Annotated in this window: 25 protein-coding genes and 2 pseudogenes; 5 read left to right on the top strand and 22 right to left on the bottom strand. The window is 56.4% G+C overall.

All coding sequences use genetic code 11. The features are described 5' to 3' along the window. Positions 1 to 80: 80 nt before the first annotated feature. The 12 genes from AC07V0_RS17295 to AC07V0_RS17350 all read right to left on the bottom strand — a co-directional run bounded on the left by AC07V0_RS17295 (position 81) and on the right by AC07V0_RS17350 (position 9729). On the bottom strand, positions 81 to 1034 hold the full coding sequence (locus AC07V0_RS17295; RefSeq protein WP_495019727.1) for a fumarylacetoacetate hydrolase family protein: 954 nt from the start codon (positions 1032 to 1034) through the stop codon (positions 81 to 83). Positions 1035 to 1044: 10 nt separating this feature from the next. Further along, positions 1045 to 1422 carry a YciI family protein gene (locus AC07V0_RS17300; protein WP_095966094.1) on the bottom strand — a complete coding sequence of 126 codons (378 nt, stop codon included), beginning with the start codon at positions 1420 to 1422 and terminating at the stop codon, positions 1045 to 1047. Continuing rightward, positions 1415 to 2347, bottom strand: coding sequence for a VOC family protein (locus tag AC07V0_RS17305; RefSeq protein WP_495019728.1), 933 nt, complete (start codon positions 2345 to 2347; stop codon positions 1415 to 1417). Before AC07V0_RS17305 ends, AC07V0_RS17300 begins: the two co-directional genes overlap by 8 nt. A gap of 15 nt (positions 2348 to 2362) precedes the next feature. Further along, a complete protein-coding gene (locus AC07V0_RS17310) occupies positions 2363 to 2677 on the bottom strand; it encodes an NIPSNAP family protein (protein WP_007938251.1) in 315 nt (104 codons plus the stop codon). Next, entirely contained in the window at positions 2671 to 3588 is a 918-nt protein-coding gene (locus tag AC07V0_RS17315; protein ID WP_495019729.1) for an NAD(P)-dependent oxidoreductase, read from the bottom strand. Before AC07V0_RS17315 ends, AC07V0_RS17310 begins: the two co-directional genes overlap by 7 nt. Positions 3589 to 3936: 348 nt before the next feature. Continuing rightward, entirely contained in the window at positions 3937 to 4971 is a 1035-nt protein-coding gene (astA, locus tag AC07V0_RS17320) for an arginine N-succinyltransferase (RefSeq protein ID WP_495019730.1), read from the bottom strand. Then, complete coding sequence (gene ctlX / locus AC07V0_RS17325; protein WP_495019731.1) at positions 4968 to 5906, bottom strand: citrulline utilization hydrolase CtlX; 939 nt, start codon at positions 5904 to 5906, stop codon at positions 4968 to 4970. The genes astA and ctlX overlap by 4 nt, the downstream gene beginning before the upstream one ends. A 241-nt stretch (positions 5907 to 6147) precedes the next feature. Further along, positions 6148 to 6627, bottom strand: coding sequence for an Lrp/AsnC family transcriptional regulator (locus tag AC07V0_RS17330; RefSeq protein WP_007974731.1), 480 nt, complete (start codon positions 6625 to 6627; stop codon positions 6148 to 6150). Positions 6628 to 6639: 12 nt separating this feature from the next. Next, positions 6640 to 7401: an ABC transporter ATP-binding protein gene (locus tag AC07V0_RS17335; protein WP_007986657.1), complete on the bottom strand. Its 762-nt coding sequence runs from the start codon at positions 7399 to 7401 to the stop codon at positions 6640 to 6642. A 56-nt stretch (positions 7402 to 7457) separates the two neighbouring features. After that, entirely contained in the window at positions 7458 to 8168 is a 711-nt protein-coding gene (locus tag AC07V0_RS17340) for an ABC transporter permease (RefSeq protein ID WP_095966078.1), read from the bottom strand. After that, positions 8165 to 8890: an ABC transporter permease gene (locus AC07V0_RS17345; RefSeq protein WP_095966077.1), complete on the bottom strand. Its 726-nt coding sequence runs from the start codon at positions 8888 to 8890 to the stop codon at positions 8165 to 8167. Before AC07V0_RS17345 ends, AC07V0_RS17340 begins: the two co-directional genes overlap by 4 nt. 59 nt (positions 8891 to 8949) lie before the next feature. Continuing rightward, positions 8950 to 9729 (bottom strand): transporter substrate-binding domain-containing protein, encoded by a 780-nt coding sequence (locus AC07V0_RS17350; RefSeq protein WP_095966216.1) that lies wholly within the window; start codon positions 9727 to 9729, stop codon positions 8950 to 8952. Between the two features lie 634 nt (positions 9730 to 10363). On the opposite strand from AC07V0_RS17350, the gene ocd reads away from it, so the two are divergent. Further along, positions 10364 to 11410 (top strand): ornithine cyclodeaminase, encoded by a 1047-nt coding sequence (ocd, locus tag AC07V0_RS17355; RefSeq protein WP_495019732.1) that lies wholly within the window; start codon positions 10364 to 10366, stop codon positions 11408 to 11410. A gap of 117 nt (positions 11411 to 11527) precedes the next feature. After that, positions 11528 to 11834, top strand: a pseudogene (locus tag AC07V0_RS17360) (LysR substrate-binding domain-containing protein); the annotation flags it as partial. A 4-nt stretch (positions 11835 to 11838) separates the two neighbouring features. Here the strand turns inward: AC07V0_RS17360 and AC07V0_RS17365 are convergent. After that, complete coding sequence (locus tag AC07V0_RS17365; RefSeq protein WP_495019733.1) at positions 11839 to 13728, bottom strand: methyl-accepting chemotaxis protein; 1890 nt, start codon at positions 13726 to 13728, stop codon at positions 11839 to 11841. 14 nt (positions 13729 to 13742) lie between these two features. Further along, a pseudogene (locus AC07V0_RS17370) lies at positions 13743 to 14024 on the bottom strand (arginine deiminase-related protein); the annotation flags it as partial. Positions 14025 to 14398: 374 nt separating this feature from the next. Here AC07V0_RS17370 and alr point away from each other — a divergent pair. After that, complete coding sequence (gene alr / locus AC07V0_RS17375; protein WP_495019734.1) at positions 14399 to 15637, top strand: alanine racemase; 1239 nt, start codon at positions 14399 to 14401, stop codon at positions 15635 to 15637. A 162-nt stretch (positions 15638 to 15799) separates the two neighbouring features. Here the strand turns inward: alr and AC07V0_RS17380 are convergent, their stop codons facing one another. After that, the gene (locus AC07V0_RS17380; RefSeq protein ID WP_095966161.1) at positions 15800 to 16489 is read right to left on the bottom strand and encodes a GntR family transcriptional regulator; all 690 of its coding nucleotides are present in this window, start codon (positions 16487 to 16489) and stop codon (positions 15800 to 15802) included. Positions 16490 to 16812: 323 nt separating this feature from the next. Between AC07V0_RS17380 and AC07V0_RS17385 the strand changes: the two genes are divergently transcribed. Next, the gene (locus AC07V0_RS17385) at positions 16813 to 17547 is read left to right on the top strand and encodes an amino acid ABC transporter ATP-binding protein (RefSeq protein ID WP_007994108.1); all 735 of its coding nucleotides are present in this window, start codon (positions 16813 to 16815) and stop codon (positions 17545 to 17547) included. 24 nt (positions 17548 to 17571) lie between these two features. On the opposite strand, the gene AC07V0_RS17390 is transcribed toward AC07V0_RS17385, so the two are convergent. The 7 genes from AC07V0_RS17390 to AC07V0_RS17420 form a co-directional block, all read right to left on the bottom strand. Next, entirely contained in the window at positions 17572 to 18684 is a 1113-nt protein-coding gene (locus AC07V0_RS17390) for a CapA family protein (protein ID WP_495019735.1), read from the bottom strand. 89 nt (positions 18685 to 18773) lie between these two features. Beyond that, complete coding sequence (locus AC07V0_RS17395) at positions 18774 to 19730, bottom strand: ornithine cyclodeaminase family protein (protein WP_495019736.1); 957 nt, start codon at positions 19728 to 19730, stop codon at positions 18774 to 18776. A 160-nt stretch (positions 19731 to 19890) separates the two neighbouring features. Next, complete coding sequence (locus AC07V0_RS17400) at positions 19891 to 20280, bottom strand: RidA family protein (protein ID WP_007991048.1); 390 nt, start codon at positions 20278 to 20280, stop codon at positions 19891 to 19893. An 11-nt stretch (positions 20281 to 20291) separates the two neighbouring features. Then, a complete protein-coding gene (locus AC07V0_RS17405; RefSeq protein ID WP_495019737.1) occupies positions 20292 to 21383 on the bottom strand; it encodes an amino acid ABC transporter permease in 1092 nt (363 codons plus the stop codon). Further along, a complete protein-coding gene (locus tag AC07V0_RS17410; protein ID WP_495019738.1) occupies positions 21373 to 22509 on the bottom strand; it encodes an ABC transporter permease subunit in 1137 nt (378 codons plus the stop codon). The genes AC07V0_RS17405 and AC07V0_RS17410 overlap by 11 nt, the downstream gene beginning before the upstream one ends. A 62-nt stretch (positions 22510 to 22571) precedes the next feature. Then, positions 22572 to 23594, bottom strand: coding sequence for an amino acid ABC transporter substrate-binding protein (locus AC07V0_RS17415; RefSeq protein ID WP_007991054.1), 1023 nt, complete (start codon positions 23592 to 23594; stop codon positions 22572 to 22574). Positions 23595 to 23803: 209 nt separating this feature from the next. Continuing rightward, complete coding sequence (locus tag AC07V0_RS17420) at positions 23804 to 24808, bottom strand: LysR family transcriptional regulator (RefSeq protein WP_102674117.1); 1005 nt, start codon at positions 24806 to 24808, stop codon at positions 23804 to 23806. A gap of 159 nt (positions 24809 to 24967) precedes the next feature. Between AC07V0_RS17420 and AC07V0_RS17425 the strand changes: the two genes are divergently transcribed. Further along, a complete protein-coding gene (locus tag AC07V0_RS17425; protein ID WP_495019739.1) occupies positions 24968 to 26266 on the top strand; it encodes an MFS transporter in 1299 nt (432 codons plus the stop codon). Positions 26267 to 26276 lie beyond the last annotated feature (10 nt).

Below are 26276 nucleotides of genomic sequence, written 5' to 3' on the forward strand. Positions count from 1 at the left end.
ACACCGTCATTTGTCAGGACGCTGCAAACAGTTGAGTTATTCAACGACCGAGCACTGATCGCCCGGCCGTCAGCACGGTATTAGCGAATAGTGGTTTCCAGCTCGCCGAGCCCTTCGATGCAGACTTTCAACACATCGCCGCGATCCAGGAACGTACCGCTTTCCATACCCACTCCCGCCGGTGTGCCCGTCAACAGGACATCACCGGGAAACAGATCGATGGTCTGGCTCAGATAGGAAATCTGCTCTGCAACGCCGTACATATGGTTGCGGGTATTGGAATCCTGTACCCACGCGCCATTCCTCGACAGCTTGATTTCCAGGTTCTCGGGATCTTTGACAAATTGTGCGGGCGTCAGGTATGGGCCCAGTGGGCAAGAACCCGTGAAGCATTTGTGGCCAATCCAGTCGAAGCGAAATGGCGAGCTGGGATCGACTTGCTCGCGGCGCAGTCGATCACGCGCCGACAGGTCATTAGCGCAGGTGTAACCCGCCACATAATCGAGCGCCTCTTCAATGGAGACACGCGACGCTCGCTTACCAATCACCACCGCCAACTCGGCTTCCCAATCGAGCATGCGGACACCTTCCGGAAAGTCCACCGCTTGCTTGTGGGCGACCAGACTGCCGCGGCCGGGCTTGATGAAATGCCAGGGAGCAATGCCCTCGCTGCGCGGATCCAGCGACAGTTTCATGTTGAACGCACGGGCCATGGCTTCGACATGGTCACGATAGTTTGCTCCCGCGCAATAGATCGTGCCTGGACGTTCCAGGAACGGAGCAAAGTGCAAAGTGGCAAGATCAAGCCGCTGCGACTCATAGAGCGCTGGCGCTTCAAACACTGCCACTGCAAGCTTTTGAAGCTGCGGATTGGTCGTCTCCCAGCTCTCGAGCAATGTATCGATGGAAGCTGTCGGCAACTCAAGGCCGGCCTTGGCCACAAGCTGACCAAGGTCATAGGCGTATTCGCCAACCAGGAGGCCGGTAGCGTTTGACTGGACATCCGTCCGATAGGTGAAAAGCTGATACTTCATGGGACCACCATCACAGGAGCGAAAAGCGTTGGTTGGAAAAACTGACGTGAAGCGTGAGGCCGCCTTCCATGAGCAGCCACTTGCGTACCTCTACGTCATAAACACCGTGGGCAATAAAAGGATCTGACTGGACGATACGCAGCGCTTCGGCCTGATCCGCCGCCCGCAGAATGCTCATGCCCCCTAGCTCACCAGGGAAAGTCTGATCCGAGACAAAGGGCCCGGAAGCGAATAACTCGCCGCGTTGTTGCGCCAGAATCGCCCACTTCAAGTGGGCGTCCAGGAGCTCTGGTACGCGGGTCAGATCCCGTGGCGTACGCATGACCACGAACAGCGGCTTGTTCAACATCCCTGCCAGCAGTTCCTTGGTCGTAGAGCTATCACTCATCACGTGCCGCCTCGAAGTTTTGAATGAAAGCCTCAGGCGGCGGATTGGTTGCCCACACGGCGATCAGGTCTGGCGGTGCCCCGTCGATAGCCAGCCATTCGCTGTCATCTTCGGGAATGACATCGATGTCCCAGAAGTATTCGACCATGCTGTCCCAAGGGTCGCGGATGTAATGAAAGTAGTTGGAACCGGCCACATGTCGTCCCAGGCCAAAAGCGCTTTCATAGCCCAGGCTCATCAGGTGTTGAGCGCCCAATTCGATCTCATCAATACCCATGACCTCAAAACTGAGATGATGCAGACCGCTATGGCTGCTCTTGGCCAGGCCCAATACATGGTGATCACCGCCACAGCCACACCGTAGGAAGGCAATCTTGTCCCCCGCGCGATCAGAGACTTTCATCCCTAGCACCTGGGTATAGAAATCAATCGAACGATCCACATCGGGGGTGAATTTGATTAAGTGACCCAAGCGCAACGGTGTCACTCGACGCAACTTCGAGGACGGTGTGCATCCGCGCTGACCGATGCGGCGGTAACGACCCGGGGTGTTCGACTCTGGCGTCGGCAAAGGAGCTAACGGCATGGAGTCGGCGTCGGTTACGTGAACCCAATCGCCGGACGGATCACGAAACCACAATCCGTCTTGCCCGATATCAAACGGTGCCGGATGGATGACCACACCGTGGTAGCTCAGGTTTTCTCGAATGGTCTGCAGGCCCTCTGCATCGGTACCAAACGAGATGTAACTCAGGCGCTTTGTGGTGCCGGGCATCAGTCGCACTTGATCCTGGGCGCGCCCTTTGCAGCGCAACACCAAATGCTCACCTGCCATGCGGGCTTCGAGCCCGACAGCTTCGTAGAAGGAGCGACCCACTTCCAGATCCGGAACAGTCACGCCTACGTGTTGTAGAGAACGAATCATCTTGGATGCTCCTACTTAACGAATAGGGGAAAAGGGTGCGGCGCTCAACAGCTCAACCTGCTGGGCAACCACCAGATGACCGTTCTTACCAAGGAACGTACGCCATCTTGGATCGCTGGACAGCGCCGCGCGGCGTTGGGCTCGGTCCTCGTAGCTGGAATATCCCCACAACTGAATGACCCGATTGATGTCCCCCGTTTCCGGCTTGAAATACCCGATCAAATTGCCCAGTGCCTCGCCCTGAAGTGGCAGCCCCTCCTCCTCATAAGCACGCAGGAATTCGTGCAGCGCGCCAGGCTTGAGTTGATAGGTACGTTGTTCAATCAGCATGTTGTTTTCTCTTTTTGGGAAGGTGCCTGGGAGTCGGCCTGGGAGTCGGCTTCGATCAACTTGATCACTGCCGAGATATCTTCTTCACCAATGCCTTCTTCGATAGCCCTTAGAAAGTAGGGCTTGGCGGCATTGAACAAAGGCGCGGCGCTACCGAGTTCCTCGGACAGCTCACTGGCCATGTCGATGTACTTTTCCAGCGTGGCGAAAGGTCCTGGCGCCGGTAGGAAATGACGATCAGCCATAATCGGTGCTCTTGCGCTAAACATCGTTGAGCCACCCGCACTTTGGCGTATCACCTCAACCACCTGCTGTGCGCTGAACCCTGCTTTAACACCAAGGTTCAGCGCCTCGGCTGCGGCCAGGGTGTGAATAGTCACCAGATAGTTGGCGATCAATTTCATCGTGACCGCGCACCCAAACCCACCGATGTGGAACTGGATGTCGGCGATCGCATCGAGCACAGGCTTGCAGTGCTCCACCAGGTCAGGGTCACCGCCCAAAAACAAGGAAGCCTTGCGTTGGGAAACCATGGATGGAGTACCACTGACCTCCGCTTCCAACACCCGTGCACCACGTTGTTCGATACGCTGAGCCATTCGTTGCTTGAAGGCTTTGTGATAGGTGCCGATCTCGATGAGCGTGTGCTGCGGCCCTATGGACTGAAGCAGGCCATCAGGCCCCTCCATGATTTCCATGTGGGCCACTTCACTGGGCAGGCAAGTGAGGATGAAGTTTGATTGCGCCGCTACGGCGGCTGGGCTTTCGAGCGCGATGCCACCCTGACGGATGAAGGCCTCGCGATCTCGACGTCGGTAACCGACAACGCGAAATCCGGCCGCAAGCAGGTTGGTTGCGATAGGAAGGCCAAGCTGGCCGATTCCCACCATACCGATGGTTATCACAGGCATTATTCGCCTCTCTTGTTGTTGTTCTTTTACGCAAAGCTTGAAGCTCGGCTAGGCGCTAACCTAGGCGCAGCCGGGTTTACGAGCAAACAGCCCGGGTTATGAATAAGTAGAAGCGGGCGTTATACGAAGGGGCTGGAGCGGGCTCGATACCTCAACCAGAGGACTGGATATCGATGATAAAGACGAGGAGACCGCATTCGACTTGGAGGGGACGATTACCTGTCATGAAGGGGCAGGGGCAAAAAATCGCAGCCGGCGGCAGCTCCGTTCACCGTGCTCACCTCTAAAATGAGATGAATGCGCGCCTGCAGGAGCTGCCGCCGGCTGCGATCTTTTTCTGTCAGTTATCTAAGCCGCTGATTGTTGCAAGGCAGGCACCGCCAGGCTCACCGCCCGCACCGAAGCCCCCGCACTCAAGCCCAAGTCCTTGGCGACTTGAGCGTCGACAATCAGCATACCGGCTGCAACTCGCGCCGCTGACGCAGTGATCCGGCAATCGGCAAACTGACGGTTATGAATCAAGTAAGTCGCCGCTTGCTCCCCCGGTGTGCCAATGCTCAGTTGTAGAACTTGGCTATCGCGCACCGCACGAATATCCCCGGTGGCACACTCGATCAACGGACCACCGTCGAAAATGTCGATGTAGTCACGATGCTCGAAGCCTTCAGCCTTGAGCATACCCAGCGCCGGTTCGGTGTTTGGGTGAACTCTTCCGATGACCGTTCGTGCTCCCTCCGGCAACAGGCAGGTTGGCAGCGGAAACTTGGGCATCAGTTCCGCGATGAAGGTCTTGTTGCCCAGCCCTGTGAGGTAGTCGGCATCGGCGAAATCCATCTTGAAGAAGTGCCGTCCCAGGCCTTCCCAGAACGGTGAAACGCCCTCTTCATCCGAATAACCGCGCATTTCCGCAATGACCTTGTCGCCGAAACGCTGGCGAAACTCCGCCAGAAACAGGAAGCGCGCCTTCGACAACAAACGGCCATTCAGACCACTACGGTGGTCGGCGTGTAAGAACAGTGAACACAGCTCTGAATTGCCGGTCATGTCGTTGCCTAGAAACAACGTTGGCAGCTGTTTATTGATACCCAGGTTTTTCGACGCCGCGACGAACAGGCCCACGCGGTAGTTGTACCAGGGTTCCCGCAGGCCGACAGCACCCGCGAGGGCACAGATACCTACCGTTTTTTTGTGTTCGTTCTCCAGCACAAACAGGTAATCGGCATCGGCACGCTCGGCTTCGCCGGCGAAGGTTTTGGCCGCCCATTCCAGTCGCTGACGCAGTCGCGATGCATCAGCCGGCAAGGTGGTCAAACCCGTGCCGGCACTATGTGCCAAGGCCAGCAGAGCCGACAGATCGTCAGGCGTTGCCGGGCGGACGATCATCGCACTTCTTCCTGGGCGGACGAGTGCTTGGGCAGGAACACCTCGGCCAGCATGCAGCGCGCGCTGCCGCCGCCGATACGCTCGATGGTGTCGATGTTCACCGGCAACGACGTGGTGTGAGTTTCGATCAAGCGACGCTGATCGGCGTCCAGGGATTGCCAGGCGGTGCGCGACATCACCAGCAGCGGCTCGCCTGCTGCGTTGTGCACCTCCAGCATGTTGCCGGCGAAAGACTCCAATTGCGCCCAATCCAGGGCGATCACCTGCTTGCCGCTGTCTTCCAGGCGCGCACGCAATGCCTGGCGTTCGTTGGGATCAGCAACCGATGACAGGCAAACCACCGCCAGACGAGTACCGACACTCATCATCACATTGGTGTGATAAATCGCCACGCCTTGGCGGTCCACCGCGTTGAACGCACAGAGTTCATAGCCCAGATGGGTGACCAACTGAACCAGTGCCCGGGCGTGGGTGCGGGTCGAGTACCCTGCGTAGCAGATCCGATGTTGCCGATCCAGGACCATGCTGCCGGTGCCCTCCAGGAAAACCTCCTGCTCTTCAAGGCTGGACAGGTCCAGCACCTGCTCGACCCGGTATTCGCCCAGCAACCCGTCGAGTACACCCTTGTCCCGCTCCAGACGCCGGTTGTGGCCCTGCATCGGATACAGGACCAAGGTGCCATCCGGGTGGCTGCTCCACCAGTTGTTGGGGAAGATCGAATCCGGGGTATGCGGCGCTTCGCGATCGTTATGCACCAGGACTTCGACGCCGTGCCGACGCAACGCGTCAACATAGCCATCGAACTCGGCAAGGGCTTTGAGTTGTACGTCTTCAGCTACTGTTGCCGGACGCTGGAAGCGGTTGTTCGCCGCCGTGTCCTGATTGAAGGAGAAACGTGTCGGACGAATCATTAAAACTGTATTGGTGGTTTGCATGGGTACAGACTCAATGAGGGACGAGAGAGGCTCATTGTCTGTTTCAAAGGGGGGGGAACCCGGTTGATTACGGCTGTTGCGCTGATGAAAACGGCTGAAAAAATTGCCCTCTTCAGCCGTTTCGGTGAGGGCCGGAAAGCAAAAGATTGCAGCCTTCGGCAGCTCCTACACGGACCGTGTTCAACGCCATTTTGCCGGTAAACTTTCTGTAGGAGCTGCCGAAGGCTGCGATCTTTTGATCTTATTCCATGGTGGTCTTGACCATCGCCAGCTCCGGGTGGCTGACCAGTTTGTCGATGTGCAAATCCGGGTCGTCAAACCAGACTTCGGTCAACACCCGGTAATGCTCCATGTCACGGCAGCGCATGCGCAGGCTGTAGTCGAACGCGCCGCTGATCAGGCGACATTCCAGCACCTGCGGGCAGGCGCGGACCTTGGCCTCGAAGGCCTTTTGCGCCGCGCGTCCGCTCTGGTTCGACAATGCCACCAGCACCAGCAACGATAAACCCGGCGTCAGTTTCTTCTCATCGAGAATCGCACCATAGCCGCGAATGACCCCAAGCTGTTCCAGCTTGCGCACTCGTTCCAGACAAGGCCTGGGGGTCAGGTGTACGCGCTCGGAAAGCTTTTGATAAGTGATGCGCCCTTCGTGGCGCAACACTTCAATGATTGCCTGATCGATACGATCAAGCACAATCGACAGATCGCGGATATCCGCCATGTACGCCTTGCCTCACTTCAAACGACCCGATAGAAATTGCTGCAAACGTTCACTGTTTGGCCGGTCGAGTATCGTAGCATCACCCTGCTCCTCGACCCGCCCCTGATGCAAGAACAACACCTGGCTGGAGACCTGCCGGGCAAACCCCATTTCGTGGGTCACCATCAACATGGTCCGGCCCTCTTCGGCCAGCGCCTGAATCACCTTCAGCACTTCACCCACCAGTTCCGGGTCGAGTGCCGAAGTTGGCTCGTCGAACAACAGGATTTCCGGTTCCACCGCTAGGGCACGGGCGATCGCCACCCGTTGTTGTTGCCCGCCCGACAGAAACGCCGGGTACTGATCGGCCACCCGTTGCGGCAGGCCGACCTTGTCCAGATACGCCCGCGCGCTCTCCTCGGCGGCCTTGCGACTCATGCCCAGGACGCGACACGGCGCCAGCACGATGTTCTCCAGCACGGTCAGGTGACTCCACAGGTTGAAATGCTGGAACACCATCGCCAGTCGGGTACGCAAACGCTGCAACTGTTTTGGATTGGCAACACGCATGCCACCGACACCCTGGCGGGTGAGGACTCGCTCGCCATCCAGAGCAATGGCGCCTTCATCTGCCCGTTCCAGAAAGTTGATGCAGCGCAGCATGGTGCTTTTGCCCGAACCGCTGGCGCCGATCATGCTCACCACGTCCCCTGCCCGCGCGTTTAACGAGACGCCCTTGAGTACTTCGTTGTCACCAAAACGTTTATACAGATTTTCAACGGTGAGTTTGTACATGCGAATACTCCTGGAGCGGCACACTTGTCGGCGCCGCTCTGGATAAAGAATGGAAGTCAGTGGGCCGGACCGAGGAAGCTCAGCCAGCGTTTCTCAGCCAGGCGGAACGCACCGACCAGCCCGAACGACAGCACGAGGTACAGCAGACCGGCAATACCGAACGCCTGAAACGTCATGAATGTCGCGGCGTTGGCGTCCCGGGCGACTTTCAGGATGTCCGGAATGGTCGCGGTGAACGCCACCGAGGTTGCGTGCAGCATCAGGATCACTTCGTTGCTGTAGTAAGGCAGCGCACGGCGCAACGCCGACGGCAGAATCAGTTGCAGATACAGACGCCAGCCGCTCAAGCCATAGGCATGGGCCGCTTCGATTTCGCCGTAGGGAATGCTGCGAATGGCGCCGGCAAAGATTTCCACCGTATACGCGCAGGTGTTGAGGGTGAACGCCAGCAAGGTGCAATTCATCGCGTCGCGAAAGAATGCTTCCAGCAAGGGTTGCGAGCGGACCACAGCGATACCGTAGATCCCGCTGTAGCAGATCAGCAGCTGGATATACAGCGGTGTACCGCGAAACACATAGGTAAACAGCTGGACCGGCCAACGCAGAAGGCTCCAACGCGAGACCCGCAAAACGGCCAGGGGCAACGACAGCACAAAGCCCATCGCAATACTCGCCACCAGCAACCACAAGGTCATCGCCAACCCGGTAAGGGTTTCGCCGTCGCTGAACAAAAAGGGTTTCCAGTATTCGGCAATCAACTCGATCATCGCGCCATCCCCCGTACGCCCTGGTTGTAGCGTCGTTCCAGCACACGCAGTACGTAGTTCGACGCGCTGGTGATCAGCAGATAAAGCGCAGCGGCCAGCAACAGGAAATCAAGCATGTTGAACGTACTTTTACCGGCCTCCTGCGCGACTTTGACCAGGTCCGACAAACCGATGATCGATACCAGTGCCGTGGCCTTGAGCAGCACCAGCCAGTTGTTGCCGAGGCTCGGCAAGGCGAAACGCATCATTTGCGGGAACACCACGAAACGAAAGCGCTGCCAACGGTTCAGGCCGAAACACGCCGCGGCTTCCTGTTGACCGCGTGGCACACTGAGAATCGCCCCGCGAAAGGTCTCGGTGAAATACGCACCGTAGATAAAACCCAAGGTGATGATGCCGGCCACGAATGGGTCGATTTCCATGTAGGGCCAGCCCATGGCCTCGGTCAGGGCGCTGAGCCAGCCTTGCAGGCTGTAGAAAATCAGCAGCATCAATACCAGGTCGGGCACGCCACGGATCAGTGTCGTGTAAAAGGTCGCCGGGAGATTCAACAGCTTCAGCGGTGACAGCTTGGCCGCTGCGCCGAGCAGCCCCAGCGCCATACTCACCACAAGCGCGAGCGCCGACAGTTTGAGGGTGACCCAGGTGCCGTGCAGCAACAAAGGGCCATAGCCTTGCAGGGCCGAAAGATCGAGCCCCAGAATATTCAGGAAGGAGTTCACGCCAGTCACCTGTCTTGATGCGCCCCGGTCGCTGCGACACAGCGATCGGGGCGCGAGGATCAGTTGTTGTAGAGGTCCAGGTCACCGAAGTGTTTCTGCTGGATCTGCGCGTAGATGCCCTTGTCGTGCAGGGCCTTGATGGCGGCATTGAGCATGCCTTTGAGCTCTTCGTTGTCCTTGCGCACACCAATGGCGATTTCTGACGGCACCAACGGGTCGCTGATGCCTTCACTGTTGTGGAAGTCAGCCCCTTGTGGCGAGGTCAGGAAACTCATCTGCGCTTGCAGCTTGTCCTGGATCGACGCATCGAGACGGCCAAATACCAGGTCGGCATAGACCTGATCCTGATTCTGATAGGCCCGCAGTTTCACCCCGCCCGGCGCCAGTTTGGCCTTGGCGTAGGTTTCCTGAATCGTGCCCTGCATGTAGCCGATGGTTTTGCCGCGCAGCGACTCTGCGGTAGGCAGCAGTCCGGAGTCTTTGCGGGTAACGATGGCGGTCGGTCCGGCGTACAGGCGATCGGTAAAGTCGATCTGTTTTTTACGCGCGTCGGTAACGGTCATAGAAGATTCGATGGCATCGAACTTGCCGGCCTTGAGCCCCGGAATCAGCCCGTCGAAATCATTGCTGACCCACACGCAGGTGAGCTTCAGCTCGGCACATATTGCATTGCCCAGATCCACGCCGAACCCCTGTACACCGCCATCGGCCGTGGTGGATTCAAAGGGTGGGTAGCTTGGGTTGACGCCAAATCGCAGCTCCTTCCATTCCTTGGCACTGGCGCCCGTGGTGCAGCACAGCAACGCGAGTGCCGGCAAAGTCAGCCATTTGATGTTCATTTTCTTTAGTCCCGGATTATTTGGATTTATCGCGATCCGGCGCTTGCGTCGGACCACACTTTTTTGACAGGGGCAGAGAGTCGATGCGGTCTTCACCGCAGCCGTTTTTGTTGTTGTTATCGACTGGAAGCAGCCAGTCGTCGGAGTTGCACTCCATCTCAGGCAGCGATCAACAAGCGCTTGAAACGGACCGTCAGAATGCCAATTGCCGGGAGAGTGCTGGTGTCGTAACCCCATGTTCAAACAGCGTGCCTGTGCTGAACGAAGGGGTTTCACAGCCGATTCTGTCGTCTGCTGTAAGTCACTGTTTCTCCACTTAAAGGGAGCGGCACAGGAAGTGTGATTGTCTTTGATGCCTTCTACTTCACCTGCATAACGATGCGTCGTGAAGCACATCGCGCTTGAGCCGTGCGAGCGAGGTGCGAATGGTCAGTGTCGCCCGGCCGATTCCGCTGTGCGCCCTCTGTTTTTCGACTTCTCTCGCTGTGTCCAGGGTCAGTATTGGCCGAAATCTTCTCGCCATTGTCTCGACAATAGGTCCGTTACAAACATATGGACCGCCTCCTGAGTCTCAGCCGCCAAAGCGAAAGGTCGTCCAGACCGGCACACAAAAAAACGCCCAAAGGAACCCATTATGACCCGTTACATTGACGTCAATGATCTGAGCCGTCTTGTCCAGGAAAAAGGCTTGCCCCACTGCCTGATCGAAATGGCCGAGTACATCCGTCAAGACTACGTACGCTGGCCGGATTTCGAAAAATGCGCGCGCCTGGCGAACCACTCACCCGAGGGCGTCATCGAGCTGATGCCCGTGTCTGATGCATCGCTCTACGCCTTCAAGTATGTCAACGGACATCCAAAGAACACCCACAATGGCATGCTGACGGTCATGGCCTTTGGTGCACTGGGTGACGTCGATACCGGCAAGCCGGTTTTGCTGAGTGAAATGACGCTGACGACCGCCATTCGCACCGCTGCCACTTCCGCACTCGCGGCCCGCTACCTTGCCCGACCGGACAGTCGCCGAATGGCGCTCATCGGCAACGGCTCACAGAGCGAATTCCAGGCCTTGGCATTTCATACACTGCTCGGCATTACTGAAATCAGTCTCTACGACATCGATCCTGCCGCGACAGCGAAGCTGGTAGCCAACCTGCGGGCCTACCCCGCCATACAGGTGAGCGTTGCCAAAACCGTCGCGGAAGCGGTGCGTGGTGCCGATATCGTGACCACGGTCACGGCAGACAAGGCCTACGCAACGATTTTAACGCCTGAGATGATCGAGCCCGGGATGCACCTCAACGCAGTGGGTGGCGATTGCCCCGGCAAAACTGAACTGCACCGGGACATCGTGGAACGTGCGCGAGTCATGGTTGAGTACGAACCGCAAAGCCGAATTGAAGGAGAAATTCAGCAGATGCCCGACGACTCTCCGGTTATCGAATTCTGGAAAGTCATCACTGGTCAGACTCAAGGTCGCCAGCATGCCGAGGAAGTCACCTTGTTCGACTCGGTCGGCTTCGCCATCGAGGACTATTCCGCCTTGCGCTATGTGCTGGATGTTGCAAGAACGCTCAACATTGGCAGCGACATTCAGCTGGTGCCAGAGCTGCAAGATCCCAAGAACCTGTTCTCGCTGCTGCAGCCTTCAGTAACAGCCGATGCAAGGCTTCGGGCTTAACTCCACAAAAGCGTTCGCCTGGCAGCCCCTTCAGCTGCCAGGCGGAATCCTGAAGAATTGAACTGAAGCGCCCACCTCAATGTACCGCAACCTGCGGGAACGCTATTTTTAACGTCCTTGCCCAGCCATCATCCACTGTGTGAGCGCGCCAGGCTCATCCTGGTCGACCTGGCAAAGGTACCCCACATCCTTGCTCACCGTCGACGAAGCCGAACAAAATACCCGACGCTATTGGAAACAGGCCAGGCAATCGCCCAATGTGCGTGCGCACCGGCTCGGTGGAAGCCGTGCGCAGTATGGTGGTCAACTGCAGTGGAGTGGCAATCCTTTCCGACATGGTCCACCGCCTTTGATCCCTACTACAGTTCGTGATTATTTCCACTATGCCTTTCTTGCACCACAACAGTTTTCGTTACAGCGCTGATAGTTCAGATCCGAAAACTGCCCACCAACTGTTTCAAGCGAGCCGCCTGCTGTTCCAGATCTGAACAGGCTCGCAGGGTTGCATGAAGGTTCTCCACGCCATCCTGATTCAGGGAGTTGATTTCTCTAATGTCCCTATTGATCGACTCAACCACGGCGGTTTGTTCTTCCGTGGCGGTGGCAACCGATTGGTTCATGCCATCGATCTCCCCGATCCGCAGGGTCACACTGTTCAAGCGCTCGCCGGCTAGGTTGGCGATCTCCACGCTTTCCAGGCTGTGACGCTGACTCTGACTCATGGTGCTGACCGACTCGCGGGCGCCGACTTGCAGTTCTTCGATCATCGTCTGTACCTGTTGCGCCGATTCTTGGGTGCGATGGGCCAGGTTGCGCACTTCATCGGCAACCACCGCAAAACCGCGCCCTGCCTCACCGGCACGGGCGGCTTCAATGGCAGCGTTGAGCGCCAGCAGGTTGGTTTGCTGGGAGATGCTGGTGATCACCTCCAGGATCTGCCCGATGTTCACTGTTTTACTGTTGAGGCTCTCGATATTACCGCTCGAGGTGCCGAGCATCCCGGATAACGTGTTCATTGCCTGGATGGTTCTTTCAACGACCTGTTGACCCTCTTCGGCCAGGCCACGGGCATCGCTGGCCTGGTGCGAGGCCTGGGCGGCGTTGTAGGCAATTTCCTCGGCGGCGGCACCGAGCTGGTTGATAGCGGCCGCCACACTGTTACTCCGACTGGACTGCTCGTCAGAGTTGAGCATCGACGAATTGGAAGCGCTGACCACCCGCTGGGCCACTTCGTTGACCCGCTCTGTGGCCGAGGACACCTCGCGGATCGAACCATGAATCCGTTCGACAAAGCGGTTGAACGCCGTGCCGAGCATGCCGAATTCGTCTTGCGTGTGGATGGTCAGTCGTTTGGTCAGATCGCCCTCTCCTTCGGCAATGTCCTGCATCGCCCGGGTCATCACTTGCAATGGTTGCATCAGGAGCCGGATCAGCAGACTGAGTAACGCGACAATAATCAGCACGGCAATAACCGTAGCGATCAGGGCTGAAGCTCGAAACTCGCTGAGCATCGAATACGCCTTGTCCTTGTCAATGGACAAACCGATGTACCAGTTTAATGACGGCAAGCCTTTAATCGGTGCAAACGTCACGACGCGGGTTTTGCCATCAGCGAGAACTTCACTGATATCTCCACTGATGCGCAGGGTATTTTGCGGATAGACATCTGTGAGCGTTTTCATCACCAGCGTTTTGTCCGGGTGGACCAGAATCTTGCCGTCGGCGCTGACAAGAAAGGCATAACCCATACCGTTGAAATCCAGGGCATTGATACTGTCGGCAATGGCCTGCAGGCCCAGATCACCGCCAGCGACGCCCTGGGTCTGCCCGGCCTTGCTGATTGCGTTGACGACGGTGATCACCAGGTTGCCGGTCGTGGCATCGATATAAGGTTCGGTGACGGTCGGGCCGCTGCTGTTGACCGCATCCTTGTACCAGGGGCGGGCACGAGGGTCGTAGCCTTCCGGCATCCTGGCGTCTGGATAGGTGATGAACTTACCGTCCTTATCTCCCACGTAGGTGGCGATAAAGGTCGACGCCAAGGCTTGTTGCTTCAGCAGAAGCGTAATGTTTTCCGAAGACGGATTGATCGCCACCGACTGTGAAAGGTTCTCCATCAACAACACCCTGCCGTAAAGCCAGTTGGCAATATTGCTCGCGGTGATCCCCCCCATTTCGTGCAGATAACTGTCCAGGTCCTTACGAATGGCGCTGCGCTGCAGATAGTCGTTGTAGACCGTAAACAACCCAAATGCGGCAATGACAATCAGAGAGACCGCCAGCAGGATCTTGTGGCTGAACTTCAGGCTATTACTCATGCTAAATCTGCAGCCTGCATCGGATAAAGCACCAGCGAGCCATCGGCATGACTGCTCCACCAGTTGTTAGGGAAAATCGAATCGGGTGTATGGGGGGATGCACTGTCCTGGGCAACCAGCACTTCTACCCCTTGCTCGCATAATACCGCTACATAGCCATCAAACTCTTCGAGGGCCCGAGCTTGCGCCTGATCCTGAGGCAATGAGCACTTCTGAAAACGATTGTTCGCGGCGGTATCAACGTTAAAGGAGATGCGCGAAGGTCGAATCATCGACGCGGTATTAGTTGTTTGCATGGGAGCCTTTCAAGAAAAGGAAGTGAGTGCGGTTATTCTCCTTCCTCCCCTGCCGCCGACTCGGCTGTTATCCCATTGGCACTCGACTCAGAATGTTGAAAGCTTTAACTCGGCAGCCGATTCCGCTTTTGCTGAAATGGGCGCTCAACACCGAGACTCATCAAGTGAAAATCACTGGTTAGATGAAACAGCCCCTCGGTCGTTTAATCCCGTTTTACAGCGTCATCCGCTGCGCGAGTGGCAGAACACCACATAAACAAACGACGCCTTTGCATAAAAATTCCATGGCTGTTCGCTCAATGCCTGATGGACCTGGCTGATGCCAAATCCACGCCAGCATGGGGCCATTCCTCATCCACTATGGAAGACTCGATATGCCACGTTTCATGCTCAGCACGCTGACGCTCGCCCTGGCCTTGACGGCAATGATGCCGGTGGTCAATGCCGCCCCTTTACTCGATCCCACACCTGCACACGCTCGCGCCGACAATCAATCAGGCCAGGCCAATACCTGGCTGGAAATTGATCAGGCCGCCTTCGAAGGAAACATCGCCAAGCTTCAGCAACGACTGGCGGGTAAAAGCCAGATGTGTGCCGTGATGAAAGCCGACGCTTATGGAAATGGCATCGGTTTACTGATTCCTTCCGCCATCCGGATGGGCATCACCTGTATCGGTGTGGCAAGTAACGAGGAGGCGCGTGTTACACGGGAAAAAGGCTTCAAGGGACGCCTGATGCGTTTGCGCAGCGCTACCGTTGAAGAAGTCGAGAATGCACTGCGCTACAACATCGAAGAACTGGTCGGCAACCTGGAGGTTGCACGTCAGCTCAATGAGCTGGCCACCCGTAAGGGTGTAGAACTGCCTGTTCACCTGGCGCTGAATTCGGCGGGCATGGGCCGCAACGGCATGGAAATGAGCACAGCTGCAGGTCAACAACAGGCGGTGGATCTGACCCGACTGGATCATCTGAATATTGTCGGAATCATGACCCACTTCCCGGTCGAAGAACGAGAAGATGTCCTTCAGGGACTTGCCAAATTCAAGGAGCAGTCCGGATGGCTGATCGAGCACGCCAAACTGGACCGCCGTCGGATCACCCTGCACTGCGCCAATACCTTCACCACCCTTGAGGTGCCGGAAGGTTGGCTGGACATGGTTCGCCCAGGGGCTGCGCTCTATGGCTATCCAGTGGGTGGACATAATGAATTTCAACGGGTGATGCAGTTCAAATCGCGGGTCGCGGCGGTCAACGCCTACCCGGCGGGCAGTACGATCAGCTACGACCGCACCTTTACCCTGAGCAAAGACTCGTTGATCGCCAACATCCCGGCCGGCTACTCCGACGGTTATCGACGAGCATTCTCCAACAAGGCTTCAGTGCTGATCCGCGGCCAACGCGCGCCGGTGATCGGCAAAGTCACCATGAACACCCTGATGGTCGACGTCAGTGGTATCAAGAGCGTGCAGGCGGGAGATGAGGTGGTTTTGTATGGCAAACAAGGCGATGAAGAGATTACCCAGACAGAACTTGAGACCATCAACGGCGCGTTGTTGGCGGACCTGTATACGATCTGGGGCAATTCCAATCCGAAAGTCTTGAAGTCTAAATAAGGAGAAAAAAAGAAGGTGCGCAGACTAAACGCTGCGCCCCTGTGGGACCGAGCCTGCTCGCGATGGACGTTAACGATAACGCGTGTTTTCTGAATAAACGCGCCGTCCTCGAGTCCATCGTCGGAACGCCGCCCGAAGCTATCGAGTGTCGACCGGCTGCTCCTACACCTCAAAGTGGTCCTTCAGGTACTCAGCCGCTTCATCCGATGCTTGCTTGAGATGCGTTGTCATCAACGCAACGGCCGCCTCCACGTCTTTTGCCCTGTACGCCGCGAGGATCGCACGGTGCTCGTCCTGGCTATCAATCCCTGCGGATCGCAACTGCATATAGATGTGCGTATAGCGCTGCGCAATGGTGTGCGCACGGGTGATCATATTTTCCAGGTGTTTCATTTGCGCAGGTGCATAAAGCGCCGTATGCAGTGAAAGGTTCCATTGACTGCTCAGGAGAGGATCCTGAACCTTCTCGAACTCATCGATGATGCGCTCGACAGCATCAAGTTGCTCGGGTGTCGAGAGCGGTACCGAATGGCGGACGGCCAACGGCTCTAGAACCGCCCGTAATTCAAAGCACTCGTTCATTTCATGCAGGGAGGGCTGCGTCACCATGAAGCCACGGTTTGGCAGGAACTGGACCAGTCCCTGACCTTCAAGCTCACGTAACGCTTCGCGAACCGGCACCTTGCTGGTGTTGAGTTCTGTTGCGATCAGGTCCTGACGCAAAGGTTCGCTACCGGAAAGCGCGCCGGTGACGATGGCTTCCCTGATGACGGCCGCAACAAATTGCGGTGCGGACACACGTGCCAGCGGAATCAGACCTGCAATGTATTTCAGTGGTGATTGGTTAGACATATGACACTAAGTGGCCAGGAGCGATTTAAAGGCGTGTCTGGGTTTGGCAGATACGAGTAACAACATCGTTGTGCACGACGGTATACGATTATACGAAAACGAACAAGGACGGCATCCGCAGCCTAGTCCCCTCGAACTGCAGTCCTGCCCCTCTTCCCACTCATCTGAAATATGAGCCTGATTCATCGCTTTGTTGTTGTCGTTGGCGAATCAATAATCGTATACTTTCTACAGTAGGAACAGACTAATGCGTCCTGGTCAGCCGTTTGCGATCAGGTCCTCGTCCCTCTTGCGCCATCTGCAACCACATCAGGACAACCACCGTGATCAACATAAAAAATGTTTCCAAGTGGTACGGTAACTTTCAGGTACTGAGCGACTGCTCTACCGCAATACAAAAGAGTGAAGTCGTCGTGGTGTGCGGCCCTTCCGGTTCTGGCAAATCAACGCTGATCAAAACGGTAAATGCACTGGAGCCTTTCCAGAAAGGCGAAATTGTCGTCGACGGTATCAGCCTCTCGGACCCGAAAACCAACCTGCCCAAGCTGCGCAGCCGGGTCGGCATGGTGTTTCAGCACTTCGAGTTGTTTCCACACCTGTCCGTGACGCAAAACCTGACGCTCGCCCAGATGAAGGTGCTTGGCCGTGGCCAGGACGAGGCGCTCAAACGGGGTCTGAAAATGCTCGATCGTGTTGGCCTGAGCGCCCACAAGGACAAGTTCCCAGGGCAGCTCTCAGGTGGTCAGCAGCAGCGTGTGGCAATTGCTCGTGCCTTATCGATGGACCCGATTGTGATGCTGTTTGACGAACCTACCTCCGCCCTGGACCCGGAAATGGTCGGAGAGGTTCTAGACGTCATGATCAAGCTCGCAAACGAGGGCATGACCATGATGTGTGTCACCCACGAAATGGGCTTTGCCAGGAAGGTCAGTGACCGCGTGATTTTCATGGACGCGGGGAAAATCATTGAAGACTGCAAAAAAGAAGAGTTCTTTGGCAGCCCCGAAGCACGCTCCCCGCGTGCCAAGGACTTCCTCTCGAAGATCCTGCAACATTAATCACGCGAAGTCGCCAAGGGGGCCTCACCAACGCAACTCAAAGGTGTTTTGCGCGCCCGGCTGAATGCTGCTGCCCAAGCGTGCGCACTCGCGGGAAAGGGTGTCGTGCAGCCATTGACGGTCATCCCCTTCGGCGCGACAGAGGCGAAAGCGACGCAGGCGCATGGGTATCAGGTCCAGCGACTGCAGGTGCCCGCCCGGGTCCAACGAGGCAAAGTATAGAAGCCCCAGGTCGCCGCGAAAGGCTGTATGGTCCTCAATGCCTTCGTAATCGTTCAGGAGGTCACCGCAGCCATAGAGAATCAGGCGTTCGCGGTACACCTCGATGCCCTTGACGTGGTGCGAGGAATGCCCGTGCACCACGTCAACTCCGGCCTCGTCGATCAAGGCATGGGCGAACCGGACTTGCTCGCGTGGGATATCGAACCCCCAGTTGCCGCCCCAGTGAATGGAGGCGACCACCAGATCCCGCGTTTTTTTGCCCTCGAGAGTCCGTTTGGCCACATTGCGCAGGCTTTGCCTCGACAGATCCTCCAGCCGCGCGACGCCCGCGCCCTGATCCGTGGCGGCCCAGTCCGACGCAATGCCGCTGTCGGGTGCGCCGAGACCAAACACCAGCACGCGCCGCCCGCCAGGCTGCAGCAACACGGCGGGCGCTTCGGCAGATTGCCGGTTGTGCCCGGCGCCGGCGCTGCACATACCATTGCTGGCCAGGGTCTCCAGCGTATCGGCCAGGCCGGCTGCCCCCCAGTCCAGCACATGGTTGTTGGCCAGCACGCAGCAGTCGATGCCGGCTGCGCTGATGGCAGGGAAGTTCTCCGGGCTCATGCGGTAATTGATGCCCTTTGGCTCCGGTCGTCCGCGGCGGGACACCGCAGTTTCAAGATTAATGATGCGTGCGTGTGGCTGGCGAAGTTCTAACTCATCCAGCGCAGTGCCCCAGACATAGGTGAAATCGACCGGGCGGGGAATCGGGCCATTGACTCGTTCTGCCAGCCGGACGTAATCGCCAGCATTCTTGACGTAAGCTTCGTAAAGCCGCGGGTCGCCAGGATGCGGCAGTACTGCGTCAATGCCGCGGGCAGTCATGACGTCGCCGCAGAGAAACAGCTTAAGCGTATCGGTAACAGCTGCCATGGCACCCTCCCGAATATAAGCCGGGGGATGTTTCCATCCCCCGGCTTATTATTACGCTGAAATAGGCATAACGACTTCTGAACCTCTACTCAGTTGTTCATCATATGCAACTGATAAAGCTCATTGGCAATGGCGATATCCTCCAGCCCCAGTCCGATTGAGCGAAAAAAGGTATGGCGCTCGGGATCGGGAAGTCGGGCGACCCCCGTCATCAGCTCGGGCAAATCCCCGCAAATACTCTCGGGTAGCCAGCCATGCTGGTCTTTTGCCAAGCGCATTTCCCCTGCGCTGTCGGGCGTTGTAGCCCGGTAATCGCAATAGATGCTCATGTTCAGCAGGGATTCAGGAGGTACTTCGTGTGCCAGTGGGGCATTGGTACAAATGGAAGTGATCAGCGCAGGCTTTTTCAGCACTGCAGGGTCAAGCACCGTATGACCGGCCGAGGTGCACAGCAGGATGACATCCGCATCATCAACGGCACTGGCCAGTTCGGTATGAATGCTGACGCGCGGATCGAGGTCCCGGAGTGCCTGCTGCTCGGACACTGGTAGAGCGTCAATGTTGGGTGCGTACAATCTGATATCCCCCCACTCGCGCAATGCTGAAACATGCCGGACATGCGCTTGACCCAGCCGCCCTACTCCCACTACGGCCAGTTTGCTGACCTGCACGGGCGCAAGTAAGTCGACGGCGAGCGCTGTCGTGCCTGCTGTTCGCTCAGCCGTCAATTGCCCCGAATCACAGAGCAAGCGAGGTTGACCGTCATCCATCGACATCATCAACGTCCAGGCCGTCACCAGGGCCCCTTCCGGACGCGGGATATAGGGTGAGAGCTTTGCACCAAAGACCCGCTCCTCGGCAAGCGTTCCAAGGTAGCTGATAAAGTTGCCTTGCCCGTCGGGAAACGGATTGCGCAGTTGTGGAGGTTGCACAGCCTTTTCCTGTCCCAACGCCAGGAACATACGACGCATTGCGGACAACACATCAATCCGACCGATCAGTTTGGCCACTTGAGTTGAATCAAGTACGGCAATGTCATTATTCATCGAATACATTCCTTCATCGAGCATCTGACAGAAAACCTTAAACGTCGAAACAACTCAGTTCGAGTTCACGGGGAAGATTATTAAAACAACTAGTTAATTAGAATGTAGCGACCAAGAGAACTGTTAGCTCTTACAAAATACAACCCGCCACTTCCGTTTTCTAATGATGGGCGACGACATCGATTTCAATATCAAACGGAAACGGCCATGGCTTGACTGCAACGAATGACCGGACAGGTGGGTTTTCAGGGAAGTACTCGCGATACACGGCGTTCACCTCATCCATCATCGATGGATCGGTCACGAAGATCGTGGTTTTCACGACGTTATCAAGGCAGGACCCTGCCGATTCAAGAACAACTTTCATCACCTGCAATACAGCGTGAGTCTGTTCAGCAATCGTGCCTCGAACAATATTCCCGGTCAGCGGATCGAGTGGCGGCAGGCCACAGGTATAAAGCATCGAACCCGAGCGAATCAGCAAAGAGGTCGGTGTATTCAAACGCCTGAGCGCGTCAGATAAAAACGGTACTTCGATTATTTCTTTCATGGAGGCATCCATTATTGATACAGGCGGGCCCTACGCTCACGTTCAATCGACGCGACGTAGTGTTGGATATACATGCAGATAACGAAGTAGATGACACCGACAAACAGATAGAGCTCCTTGTAGAACCCTTGCCAGTTTTCGTCATAAAGGCTTGATCTTGCCGATCCAAGCAAATCGAAAAGTCCAATGATCATCAACAGCGAGCTGTTCTTCACAAACGCGATGGCGATGTTGGCAATCGGTTGCAGCGAATGGGCGATGACTTGCGGCAAGATCACGTAGGCATGACTGCCCCAATAGCCGAACCCCAAACTTGCCGACGCTTGGCGCTGACCGACTGGAAGTGCTTGCAGGGCACCGCGCAAGGCTTCGGAAAAGTAAGCGGCGGTAAACAGCGAGAGACCGATACCTGCCCGAAAAAGCTTGTCGAAAATAAGCTCGTCCGGGAGTATCAACGGAATGATGGCAAAGGTCATGAAGACAATGGTGATCGCCGGAACACTGCGAATCAGATCCACATAAAGCCGGCATGGAACAGAGACAAGCGGCATCTGCGACCGACAACCCAACGCCAGCAGTACACCCAGAGGGAACGCGCAAACAAGGCCGGCAATGCTGATCAGCAGGGTGATCGGCAGTCCACCCCAACGCGCACGATCCACTGACTCAAGACCGAACAGTCCGCCACTCATCAATAGATAGCCAATCAACGCGGCCAGTACCCACAGCACAATGGCTGTTGTGTGATGACGGACCCGAAACAAACACCAGAGCGCAACCGCCGCGATCAGTGCAACGAAGGTGATCGGACGCCAAAGCGACTCGGGAGGATAGGCCCCGAACAGGATGAGATTGAGCTTGGTGCCGATGAACGCCCAGCAAGCGCCTCCGTTCTGGTGGCATTGCGCGGCATCGCCGCTGAAGGTTGCATCAAGCAACAACCATTTGAGGATACCAGGGCCAACCAAAACGACGCCCCAAAGAAAAAGTGCGCCGAGCACAATCCGGGTTGGCATGCCCGAACCCAGGCCTTTCAGGCGCTGGATTAGCGTCAAGGGTGCGGGAATCGACACTTGGGCACCATTATTCAGATCACCAGACATAATGTTTCTCCCAAAGACCGATTACCCGCGTCGTAATAATGTTTACCGTGACGTAAACCAGCATGAAAATGCTGATCAATTCGATGGCCTGCCCCGTTTGATTCATGGCGGTATTTCCCGCCGAGACCAGTTCCGGGTATCCCACGGCAACACCGAGCGAACTGTTTTTCATCAGGTTCAGTAGTTCACTGACTACCGCTGGCATCGCGATCCGGAACGCTTGTGGCATCACGATGTAACGCAGCACGCCAAAGTGCGTCAGGCCCAGCGCATAACCTGCTGCAATCTGTCCCTGGGCAATGGACTGCACGGCCCCACGGATCGCTTCGGCGATGTAAGTGCCCGTGTACACCGAGAGCCCGATGAACATACTCATAAACTCGGGAGAAAAGTGCCCGCCGCCGCCGATTGAAAACTTGCTTGCCGTGGGCCACTCAAATGTCATTTGCCCGGACCACAGGGCATAGGCCGTGGACACAAAAGCAATCAGGCTCAGGAGTATCAGTAAGGCACCCGGATTTTTCAGTGCGCTGCCACCGGTCCTCACGCTTCTCAAGATCAACGCCACGGCGGTGCAAAACATCGCGACGATCGCCATCAATGCGAAGGGGGTCGGCCACGGGAAATTGATCCCGCGATTGCTGATGAATAGGCCCGGTACCGGTTCCAGAGCCTCCCGGACTACCGGTAAACCGTAAGTGAAAACAGCGAACCAGAAGAACAACTGCAGCAGCAGCGGCGTATTGCGGATCGTCGAGACATACACTTTGGCAATTCGTCTGGCCAGGCCAAATTTGGACAACTGGGCCAGCGCCGCCAATACCCCGATCAGCACGGAGAACACAATGGCGCAGAGCGCCACTTTCAACGTGTTTGAAAACCCCGCGAGCAAGGCGTACGCATATGACTTGTCACCGCTGAAAGCAATCATGCTTTCACTGAGGTCGAAGCCGGCGCGAGTCCACAGAAAGCCGAACCCGGTATTGATCCCTTTCTGTGTAAGGCGCTCGTTGATCACGTGCCCGAAATACCAAACCGCAATCACGACAGCCGTGAGTACTACAAGCTGGACCAACACCATGACAGCCCGGTGTTGGTGTTTAACTGCGCCATCTCTTGCCGACATGACCTTCACCTCTCGTTTCTGATTCGCCATCTATGCGGCGTTTGAGCCATTCACATCACGGATCAGAAAAGCGGGGCGTACAGCAGACCACCGTCCGACCACAGCGAATTCTGGCCACGCTTCATCTGCAAAGGTGTGTTTGCACCCACGTTGCGCTCGAAGATTTCTTTGTAGTTGCCTACCGCGGAGATGACATTGATCACCCAGTCATCCTTGAGACCCAGCCCTGCCCCCACGCCAGGCGTTACACCCAAGAGGCGCCGGATGTCTTCGTTGTTACTGGTGAGCATTTGTTTAACGTTTTCTTTGGTGATGCCCAGTTCTTCTGCAGTAAAGGTTGCGAAGACTGTCCACTTGACGAGGTCCGCAAAGTGCTTGTCATCGCCTCGGACGACGGGCCCCATTGGCGATTTCGAGATCACATCAGGAAGGATGGCGTAGTTTTCAGGGTTGCCCGAGTTGAGCCGGATAACCGCCAACTGCGACACATCGCTGGTGATTACATCGCAGCGGCTTGCGAAAAAGGCCGAGAAAAACTCAGTCCCGCTTTCGATCACCACAGGTTTGAATGTGATCTTCAACTTGTCGAAGAAGTTGCGAACCACATATTCGCTGGTTGTGCCCTGCTGAATGCAGACCGTAGCGCCATCGAGTTCTGCCGCTTTGGTGACGCCCAGTTTTTTGTTGATCAGAAAGCCTTGGCCGTCGAAGAAATCCACCACCGGAAATTGCAGCCCCATCGTGGTATCGCGCGTCAGGGTCCAGGTGCTGTTCCGGGAGAGGACATCCACTTCGCCATTCTGCAGCGCCGTGAAACGTGCCTGATCGGACAGCGGGACAAACTTGACTTTCGGTTTCTCGAAAATCGCCGCGGCAAATGCTTTGCAGAAATCCGCATCGAACCCCTGCCAATCACCCGCACTGTTGGGCGCACCAAAGCCGACCAGGCCTGGGTGCACACCACAGACAAGCACTCCCCGCTCTCGAATTTTCGACAAGGTATCGGCCTGTACCGGTGCAGAAACTGCCAATGAAAGCCCTAGGGCTGCTGCGGTAGATGCGAAAAGAACTCTTAGACGTGTCATCAGCTTCTCCACTCGGTAGAAAGTATACGATTTCAAGCTATATGACTTTAAGAGCGGCTGTCAAGCCACAAGAATGGCCACACCGGTAATTTGTTTTGAGTTTAGATCTGGTGCGTTTCGAGGTGACTGATCATCGGCGCATGTCGCAATGGCTCAAGCAGCCTATCGGCATTGCGCCGACACCAAACACCGATGATGCCAATCAAAAGTCAGTCTTCCTGGTCGGCTTTCTGATCAACGGATTGTTCTGCAACTGCGATGGCATGCTGGAAACTTTCAAGAAATACAGTTTCTGCATGAGTCATTTTTTGCTCACGGTTCCACAACAAGTGAATGTCTACGTCGGAGACACCGTCCCTGGGTGGCAGGCGCCAGAGCATGCCGTTGTAGAGGTCAACATCGAGCAAGTGTTCCGGTAAACAGCCGATACCAAATCCTGCAATCACCAATCTGCGAATTTCTTCAAAGTTTGATGACGAAGCAACGATCCTGCCGGTGAAGCCCTGCTGGTCTCGAAACACGGTAAGTGGCGAAAGATTGCCGCCAATCTGGTCGCTCGTGAAGCTGACAAAATTTTCTCCCTGCAGCTCAGACAGATCGAGGCCCCGCTTTCCGAAAAAACGGTGCCGCTTTCCGCAGAAGAAGGCGTATCGCTGGCGTATCAGGCAACGCTGTTCCAGCTTGGGTTGAGCAATGCGGCATAAACCGACACCGGCAGTGGCGGTCTTCTGCATTAGCGAACTGAGAATGTCGGAGCTGCGTAGAACCTCAATTTCCAACTCCACGCGCGGATGGTTGAGATGAAAAGTCGCGAGAAAATCATCATAGACCGTTGACTGCACCCGGCTGATCGAGAGCAGACGAACCTTTCCCACCACATCATCCTGCGGGCCTTCGATGGCTGAGCCGATGCGCGATACATTGCCATACATCTCTTCGGCAATTCGCAGCACTTCTTCTCCCGCCTCGGTGAGATCGAAGCGTGGTCCCTTACGCGAAATCAAGGCGCACTCCAACTGCTCTTCCAGGCGCTTGAGCGATTGACTGACGGCCGACTGGGTGATGAACAGCCGCGCCGCGGCTCGGCTGATGCTTCCTTCCTGACCAATAGCCAGATAGGTGCGCAACAAGTTCCAGTCCAGACGATCGTTGAGGAAGCGCCGCCCCCCCCATCTCGCTTGCACCAGCTCTTCATTTGAATTTTTGCTGCTCATCTTGATGTCCATTATTAGCACTGCTTAATCAGTGATTAAGAATTAGCAAATTGCTTAATTATTGAGGCTACGAGATAAAGCACACAAGCGCCAGAGGGACAGAGCGTTACTGTGATCCGATGGATCCTTGTCGGAATAATAATTACAGAAGGGCCTTGCATGCGTACTCACTCGAACCAGCCGCGTCGCGCAGCGGCTGCAGCCTTCATCGGCACGACCATCGAATTCTACGACTTCTACATCTATGCCACCGCGGCGGCCCTGATCCTGGGGCAAGTGTTTTTTCCCAGTTCGGACTCCATGCTGAGTACGCTGGCCGCATTCGGTACTTTTGCGGTGGGCTTTATTGCCAGACCCATGGCCGGCATGGTCTTCGGCCATCTGGGCGACCGTCTTGGACGCAAAAAGATGCTGCTGTTCACCATGCTGCTGATGGGGCTGGCAACCACCGCTATCGGTTTGCTGCCCGGCTACGCCAGTATCGGCATCTGGGCGCCTGTCGGCTTGATCGCGCTACGCATCATCCAAGGCATTTCGGTGGGTGGTGAATGGGGCGGTGCCGTACTGATGGCCAGCGAACACGCCCCGGCCAAGCGCAAGACCTTCTATGCATCCTTCGCCCAATTGGGCAGCCCGGCAGGTTTGCTGATGGCGTTGATCGCCTTCCGTCTGGTGACCTCGCTTTCACCCGAGCAATTTGCCGAATGGGGCTGGCGTCTGCCCTTCCTGTTCAGTGGCGTGCTGATGATGATTGGCCTGGCGATTCGTTTTGGTGTGCAAGAGTCTCCAGAGTTCAAGGCAATCGCCGACAAGGGCGAAACTGTCCAGTATCCGGTGCTTGAGGTGATTCGTACCTGTTGGCGGCAGATTCTGTTCGCGGCGGCTGCAGTGACCATAGGCTCGGCCGGATTCTTTTTCACCAACACGTTCATGATCACGTATGTCACGCAGTATCAGGGTATTGCGCGTTCGACGATTCTCGACTGCCTGTTCCTGGTCACGGTGATCCAGTTCATCTCCCAACCCTTCAGCGCACTGCTGGCCGAGCGCATCGGTGAGGGTCGCTTCCTGAAGTTGGCCGCCCTGCTGTCAATGCTGGCCCCCTACCCCATGTTCCTGCTGGTCGGCACTCAAAACATCGTGTTGATGACCCTCGGTATTGCCATGGCGGTGGTTGTTCTGTCTGGACTCTATGCGGTGATCGCCGGTTACATGGCCCAGGCGTTTCCAGCGCATTTGCGCTACTCGGGAATTTCCATCGCGTATCAACTGATCTGCGCCATTGCCGGCGGATCCACGCCCATTATCGGCACCCTGTTGGCCAGTCACTATGCCGGCCAGTGGATGCCACTGGCGATCTTCTTCAGTTTGCTGGCTGCCCTGTCGTTGATCGGCGTCTGTGGCCTGGCACGTCTGCGCGGAGAATCCACCGCCACCGCCCCCCAATTTTCGCTTTAACAAGGAGCCC

Source organism: Pseudomonas sp. GW821-FHT01E10, assembly GCF_059422365.1.

What these genes read in the sequence shown, in the direction of transcription:
- AC07V0_RS17350 (WP_095966216.1), bottom strand. Translation starts at nt 9,729, where the DNA reads ATGAACATCAAATGGCTGACTTTGCCGGCACTCGCGTTGCTGTGCTGC.
- alr (WP_495019734.1), top strand. Translation starts at nt 14,399, where the DNA reads ATGCCACGTTTCATGCTCAGCACGCTGACGCTCGCCCTGGCCTTGACG.
- AC07V0_RS17390 (WP_495019735.1), bottom strand. Translation starts at nt 18,684, where the DNA reads ATGGCAGCTGTTACCGATACGCTTAAGCTGTTTCTCTGCGGCGACGTC.
- AC07V0_RS17420 (WP_102674117.1), bottom strand. Translation starts at nt 24,808, where the DNA reads ATGAGCAGCAAAAATTCAAATGAAGAGCTGGTGCAAGCGAGATGGGGG.
- AC07V0_RS17335 (WP_007986657.1), bottom strand. Translation starts at nt 7,401, where the DNA reads ATGTACAAACTCACCGTTGAAAATCTGTATAAACGTTTTGGTGACAAC.
- AC07V0_RS17305 (WP_495019728.1), bottom strand. Translation starts at nt 2,347, where the DNA reads ATGATTCGTTCTCTACAACACGTAGGCGTGACTGTTCCGGATCTGGAA.
- AC07V0_RS17295 (WP_495019727.1), bottom strand. Translation starts at nt 1,034, where the DNA reads ATGAAGTATCAGCTTTTCACCTATCGGACGGATGTCCAGTCAAACGCT.
- AC07V0_RS17410 (WP_495019738.1), bottom strand. Translation starts at nt 22,509, where the DNA reads ATGTCGGCAAGAGATGGCGCAGTTAAACACCAACACCGGGCTGTCATG.
- AC07V0_RS17395 (WP_495019736.1), bottom strand. Translation starts at nt 19,730, where the DNA reads ATGAATAATGACATTGCCGTACTTGATTCAACTCAAGTGGCCAAACTG.
- ocd (WP_495019732.1), top strand. Translation starts at nt 10,364, where the DNA reads ATGACCCGTTACATTGACGTCAATGATCTGAGCCGTCTTGTCCAGGAA.
- AC07V0_RS17415 (WP_007991054.1), bottom strand. Translation starts at nt 23,594, where the DNA reads ATGACACGTCTAAGAGTTCTTTTCGCATCTACCGCAGCAGCCCTAGGG.
- astA (WP_495019730.1), bottom strand. Translation starts at nt 4,971, where the DNA reads ATGATCGTCCGCCCGGCAACGCCTGACGATCTGTCGGCTCTGCTGGCC.
- AC07V0_RS17300 (WP_095966094.1), bottom strand. Translation starts at nt 1,422, where the DNA reads ATGAGTGATAGCTCTACGACCAAGGAACTGCTGGCAGGGATGTTGAAC.
- AC07V0_RS17405 (WP_495019737.1), bottom strand. Translation starts at nt 21,383, where the DNA reads ATGTCTGGTGATCTGAATAATGGTGCCCAAGTGTCGATTCCCGCACCC.
- AC07V0_RS17425 (WP_495019739.1), top strand. Translation starts at nt 24,968, where the DNA reads ATGCGTACTCACTCGAACCAGCCGCGTCGCGCAGCGGCTGCAGCCTTC.
- AC07V0_RS17330 (WP_007974731.1), bottom strand. Translation starts at nt 6,627, where the DNA reads ATGGCGGATATCCGCGATCTGTCGATTGTGCTTGATCGTATCGATCAG.
- AC07V0_RS17315 (WP_495019729.1), bottom strand. Translation starts at nt 3,588, where the DNA reads ATGCCTGTGATAACCATCGGTATGGTGGGAATCGGCCAGCTTGGCCTT.
- AC07V0_RS17380 (WP_095966161.1), bottom strand. Translation starts at nt 16,489, where the DNA reads ATGTCTAACCAATCACCACTGAAATACATTGCAGGTCTGATTCCGCTG.
- ctlX (WP_495019731.1), bottom strand. Translation starts at nt 5,906, where the DNA reads ATGCAAACCACCAATACAGTTTTAATGATTCGTCCGACACGTTTCTCC.
- AC07V0_RS17365 (WP_495019733.1), bottom strand. Translation starts at nt 13,728, where the DNA reads ATGAGTAATAGCCTGAAGTTCAGCCACAAGATCCTGCTGGCGGTCTCT.
- AC07V0_RS17400 (WP_007991048.1), bottom strand. Translation starts at nt 20,280, where the DNA reads ATGAAAGAAATAATCGAAGTACCGTTTTTATCTGACGCGCTCAGGCGT.
- AC07V0_RS17310 (WP_007938251.1), bottom strand. Translation starts at nt 2,677, where the DNA reads ATGCTGATTGAACAACGTACCTATCAACTCAAGCCTGGCGCGCTGCAC.
- AC07V0_RS17340 (WP_095966078.1), bottom strand. Translation starts at nt 8,168, where the DNA reads ATGATCGAGTTGATTGCCGAATACTGGAAACCCTTTTTGTTCAGCGAC.